Origin of the sequence: Streptomyces sp. NPDC058662, assembly GCF_042716255.1 — a bacterium.
Classification (GTDB): Bacteria; Actinomycetota; Actinomycetes; order Streptomycetales; family Streptomycetaceae; genus Streptomyces.
In genome coordinates this window covers 1-5,155 of record NZ_JBHXRU010000187.1, presented here as the reverse complement: position 1 = coordinate 5,155, position 5,155 = coordinate 1, and the positions used below count along the sequence as shown (strand labels likewise).

General features: G+C 72.6%; 4 protein-coding genes. All 4 read right to left on the bottom strand.

Annotation, left to right across the window (positions count from 1 at the left end; translation table 11 throughout):
- Positions 1-50: 50 nt before the first annotated feature.
- From whiA to uvrC, 4 genes are read right to left on the bottom strand one after another with little or no spacing between them, the layout of a single operon-like run.
- Positions 51-1,046, bottom strand: coding sequence for a DNA-binding protein WhiA (gene whiA, locus ACFWUQ_RS31115; protein ID WP_037792880.1), 996 nt, complete (start codon positions 1,044-1,046; stop codon positions 51-53).
- Positions 1,037-2,089, bottom strand: a complete 1,053-nt coding sequence (gene yvcK / locus ACFWUQ_RS31110; protein WP_384544709.1) for a uridine diphosphate-N-acetylglucosamine-binding protein YvcK — start codon at positions 2,087-2,089, stop codon at positions 1,037-1,039. Before yvcK ends, whiA begins: the two co-directional genes overlap by 10 nt.
- On the bottom strand, positions 2,086-3,033 hold the full coding sequence (rapZ, locus tag ACFWUQ_RS31105; protein ID WP_384544707.1) for an RNase adapter RapZ: 948 nt from the start codon (positions 3,031-3,033) through the stop codon (positions 2,086-2,088). The genes yvcK and rapZ overlap by 4 nt, the downstream gene beginning before the upstream one ends.
- The gene (gene uvrC / locus ACFWUQ_RS31100; RefSeq protein WP_384544705.1) at positions 3,030-5,045 is read right to left on the bottom strand and encodes an excinuclease ABC subunit UvrC; all 2,016 of its coding nucleotides are present in this window, start codon (positions 5,043-5,045) and stop codon (positions 3,030-3,032) included. Before uvrC ends, rapZ begins: the two co-directional genes overlap by 4 nt.
- Positions 5,046-5,155 lie beyond the last annotated feature (110 nt).

Sequence of the window (5,155 nt, the reverse complement as noted above, 5' to 3'; positions counted from 1 at the left end):
GCCCGCACGGGTGATCGTGCGGGCCCCTCGCGGCGTACGGGGAAGCGCGGTCAACCGGCCATGTTGTCGGCCAGTTCCTCGCTGAGGTCGAGGTTCGACTCGGTGCCCGGGATACCGAGGTCCTGGGCGCGCTTGTCGGCCATCGCCAGCAGTCGGCGGATCCGGCCGGCGACGGCGTCCTTGGTCAGCGGCGGGTCGGCGAGCGCTCCCAGCTCCTCCAGGGAGGCCTGCTTGTGCTCCATGCGCAGCCGGCCGGCCGCCGCCAGGTGCTCGGGGACCTCCTCGCCGAGGATCTCCAGCGCGCGCTGCACCCGGGCTCCGGCCGCGACCGCGGCCCGGGCCGAGCGGCGCAGGTTGGCGTCGTCGAAGTTGGCGAGCCGGTTGGCGGTGGCGCGCACCTCGCGCCGCATCCGCCGCTCCTCCCAGGCCAGCACCGACTCGTGCGCGCCGAGGCGGGTCAGCAGGGCTCCGATCGCGTCGCCGTCGCGGACGACGACCCGGTCCACGCCGCGCACCTCGCGGGCCTTGGCCGCGATGGACAGCCTGCGGGCGGCGCCCACCAGGGCCAGGGCGGCCTCCGGACCGGGGCAGGTGACCTCCAGGGAGGAGGACCGGCCCGGCTCGGTGAGCGAGCCGTGGGCCAGGAAGGCGCCGCGCCAGGCGGCCTCCGCGTCGCAGGTGGCCCCGGAGACCACCTGCGGGGGAAGGCCCCGGATCGGGCGGCCCCGGCCGTCCACGAGGCCCGTCTGGCGGGCCAGCTGGTCGCCTCCGGCCACGACACGGACCACGTAGCGGCTGCCGCGGCGCAGTCCGCCGGGCGCCATCACCACGAGGTCCGAGGAATGGCCGAAGATCTCCAGGATGTCCTTGCGCAGCCGGCGGGCGGCGATGCCCGTGTCCAGCTCCGCTTCGATGACGATCCGTCCGCTGACCAGGTGCAACCCGCCCGCGAACCGAAGAATCGCCGAGACCTCCGCTTTTCTGCAGCAGGTCCGGGTGACGGGCAGGCGGGAGATCTCATCCTTCACCGCGGGCGTCATCGCCATGGGCCGATCCTTCCATGCATCCGAAAAATACGGTCGTACGCGGCGGCGAGCAGCTCCGGATCATGCTTCGGAGACCCGTCCCGCCTGGCAACCGGCGCCAGCTCGACCGCGGCGCCGAACCGTTTTGCGGCATCGGCGAGGGACTCGCGGTCGGGCACGGCGGCCTCGTCGGCCAGCACCACGTCCAGGGCGAGTTTAGGGGCGTGTCGGGCCAAAACCTCCAAATGACGCTGCGGAGAGAAGCCCTCGGTTTCTCCGGGCTGCGGCGCGAGGTTGAGCGACAGGACCCGGCGGGCCTTCGTGTCGACCAGCGCGTCGAGCAGTTCCGGCACCAGCAGGTGCGGGATCACGGAGGAGAACCAGGACCCCGGCCCGAGGACCACCCAGTCGGCGTCGAGCACCGCCGCGACGGCCTCGGGCACGGCCGGCGGGTCGCTCGGCACGACCTGCACGGAGAGCACCTCGCCGGGGGTGAGCGCCACCGTGGCCTGCCCCCGTACGGTGTCCACGTCCTCCGGGCGCGCCGGGTCGTGGCCCTTGACGAGGGCCTGGAGCTCCAGCGGCACCGCGGACATGGGCAGCACCCGGCCCTGGGCGCCGAGCAGCCTGCCGACGAGGTCGAGGGCCTGGACCGGGTCGCCGAGCTGCTCCCACAGGGCGACGATCAGCAGATTGCCGACGGCGTGCTCGTGCAGGTCGCCGCGCGACTGGAAGCGGTGCTGGATGACGCGGGCCCAGGTCTGGCCCCATTCGTCGTCCCCGCACAGCGCGGCGAGCGCCTTGCGCAGGTCGCCGGGCGGCAGCACGCCGAGCTCCTCGCGGAGCCGGCCGCTGGAACCGCCGTCGTCAGCGACGGTGACGACGGCGGTGAGGTCACCGGTGATGCGGCGCAGGGCGGCGAGCGAGGCCGAGAGGCCCTGGCCGCCGCCGAGCGCCACCACCTTGGGCGTGGCGGCGCGCCGGCGGGGGCGGCCGGCGGCGCCGTCGCCGCGTCCGGGGGTGAGCCGCCGCAGGCGGCTCAGCCTCAGGCTCCGTGCGGTCACTCGCGCCCCATGTCCCGGTGGACGACGACGGTCTCGACTCCTTCGGAGGCAAGGCGGGCGGCGAGCTTCTCGGACATGGCCACGCTGCGGTGCTTGCCGCCCGTGCAGCCGACCGCGATGGTCACGTACCGCTTGCCCTCGCGGCGGTAGCCGGCGGCGATGAGCTGGAGCAGCTCGGTGTAGCGGTCGAGGAACTCCTTGGCGCCGGGCTGGCTGAAGACGTAGCCCGACACCTCCTCGTTGAGCCCGGTGAAGGGGCGCAGCTCCGGGACCCAGTGCGGGTTGGGGATGAAGCGGCAGTCGACGACGAGGTCGGCGTCGACGGGCAGGCCGTACTTGAAGCCGAAGGACATGACGGTGGCCCGCAGCTCGGGCTCCTCGTCGCCGGCGAACTGGGCGTCCATCTTGGCGCGCAGCTCGTGCACGTTCAGGCTGGAGGTGTCGATCACCAGGTCGGCGTCGCCGCGCAGCTCGCGCAGCAGGTCGCGCTCGGCGGCGATGCCGTCGGTGATGCGTCCGTCGCCCTGGAGGGGGTGCGGGCGGCGGACCGACTCGAAGCGGCGGACCAGCGCGTCGTCGGAGGACTCCAGGAAGACGATGCGCCGGGTGACGCCCTTGCTGTCGAGGTCGGCGAGGGACTCGCGCAGGGCGTCGAAGAACTGGCGGCCGCGGACGTCGACGACGACGGCGATGCGCGCCACGTTGCCCTGCGAGCGGGCGCCGAGCTCCACCATGGTGGGGATCAGCGCGGGCGGGAGGTTGTCGACGACGAACCAGCCGAGGTCCTCCAGACACTTCGCCGCCGTACTGCGGCCGGCCCCGGACATTCCGGAGATGATCACCAGCTCGGGGATGGCCGCCTCGGCGGTCTCGCCGGGCTCCGCTGTCGTGCCCGTACTCACCTGTGCTCCGTCTCGGTCGTGCGCGGTCTCGTGCTCGGTCATTGCTCGGTCCCCCGTTCGGACGATGCCCCCGCGGGTGCGGGGGTCCCGTCCTCAATGATCTCTCCTGTGGCCGTGTTGACGGCGGGACCGGCCGGGACGGCCCCGGCGAGGGCCGCGGCCACGGTCTCGGCCGTCTTGCGTCCTATGCCCGGGACCTCGCAGATCTGGTCGATTGTCGCCTGTCTCAGCTTTTTCACCGAACCGAAGTGTTTGACCAGGGCCTGCTTGCGGCTCTCGCCGAGGCCGGGCACCTCGTCCAGCGGCCCGGACCGCAGGCGCTTGCCGCGTTTGTTGCGCTGGTACTGGATGGCGAACCGGTGGGCTTCGTCACGCACCCGCTGGAGCAGGTAGAGGCCCTCGCTGGTGCGGGGCAGGACCACGGGGTCGTCCTCGCCGGGCAGCCAGACCTCCTCCAGCCGCTTGGCCAGGCCGCACACGGCGACGTCGTCGACCCCGAGCTCCTCCAGGGCCCGCTTGGCGGCGGCGACCTGCGGCCGGCCGCCGTCGACCACCACGAGCTGCGGCGGGTACGCGAAACGCTTGGGCCTGCCGTCGTCCTCGGGCGCGTCCCCGACCTCGCCGGACTCCTGCGGCTCCCACTCCCCCGTCTTCAGCTTCTCCTGGAGGTAGCGGCGGAAGCGGCGGGACACCACCTCGTGCATGGAGCGGACGTCGTCCTGCCCCTCGAAGGATTTGACCTGGAAGCGCCGGTACTCGCTCTTGCGCGCGAGCCCGTCCTCGAAGACGACCATCGACGCCACCACGTCCTCGCCCTGGAGGTGCGAGATGTCGAAGCACTCGATGCGCAGCGGAGCACTGTCCAGCTCCAGGGCCTCGGCGATCTCCTCCAGGGCCCGCGAGCGGGTGGTCAGGTCGCTGGCGCGCTTGGTCTTGTGCAGGACGAGGGACTGCTGCGCGTTGCGGTGGACGGTCTCCATGAGGGCCTTCTTGTCGCCGCGCTGCGGGATGCGCAGGCTGACGTTCGACCCGCGCCGCTCGGCGAGCCACTGGCTCAGGGCCGGGGTGTCCTCGGGGAGGGCCGGGACCAGCACCTCCTTGGGGACCGCCTCGCCCTTCTCCTCGCCGTAGAGCTGCTGGAGGGCGTGCTCGACGAGCCCGGCCGTGTCGACGGCCTCGACCTTGTCGGTGACCCAGCCGCGCTGGCCGCGGACCCGGCCGCCGCGTACGTGGAAGATCTGCACGGCGGCTTCGAGCTCGTCCTCGGCGACCGCGACGAGGTCGGCGTCGGTGGCGTCGGCGAGCACCACGGCGTTCTTCTCCATGGCCCGGCGCAGCGCCCCGATGTCGTCGCGCAGCCGGGCGGCCTTCTCGTACTCCATGTCCTCGGCGGCCTCGCGCATCTGCTGTTCGAGGCGGGAGAGGTAGGTGCCCGTGCGGCCGGCCATGAAGTCGCAGAAGTCCTCGGCGAGATCGCGGTGCTCCTCGGGGGTGACCCGGCCGACGCACGGCGCAGAGCACTTGCCGATGTAGCCGAGCAGGCAGGGGCGACCGATCTGCGCGGAGCGCTTGAACACTCCCGCGGAGCAGGTCCGCACGGGGAACACGCGGAGCATCAGGTCGACGGTCTCGCGGATGGCCCAGGCGTGCCCGTACGGGCCGAAGTAGCGCACGCCCTTCTTCTTGGGACCGCGCATGACCTGGACCCTCGGGTACTCCTCGTCGAGGGTGACGGCGAGGGAGGGGTAGCTCTTGTCGTCCCGGTACTTGACGTTGAACCGGGGGTCGAACTCCTTGATCCAGGAGTACTCCAGCTGGAGCGCCTCCACCTCGGTGGAGACGACGGTCCACTCGACGGAGGCGGCCGTGGTCACCATGGTGGCGGTGCGGGGGTGGAGTCCGGCGACATCCTGGAAGTAGCTGGCCAGGCGTGGGCGCAGGCTCTTGGCCTTCCCGACGTAGATCACCCGGCGGTGCTCGTCGCGGAACTTGTAGACCCCCGGGGAGTCGGGGACCTGCCCTGGCTTGGGGCGGTAACTGGAAGGGTCGGCCATGCCGCCCACCCTACTTCCGCCCTCTGACAACCCCCCGCACCCACCGCCCCCTCCCGCCGGGCCCGGGGGGGGGGCGGGACGCGGCGCCGGCCCGCGGCACAATCCAGCCC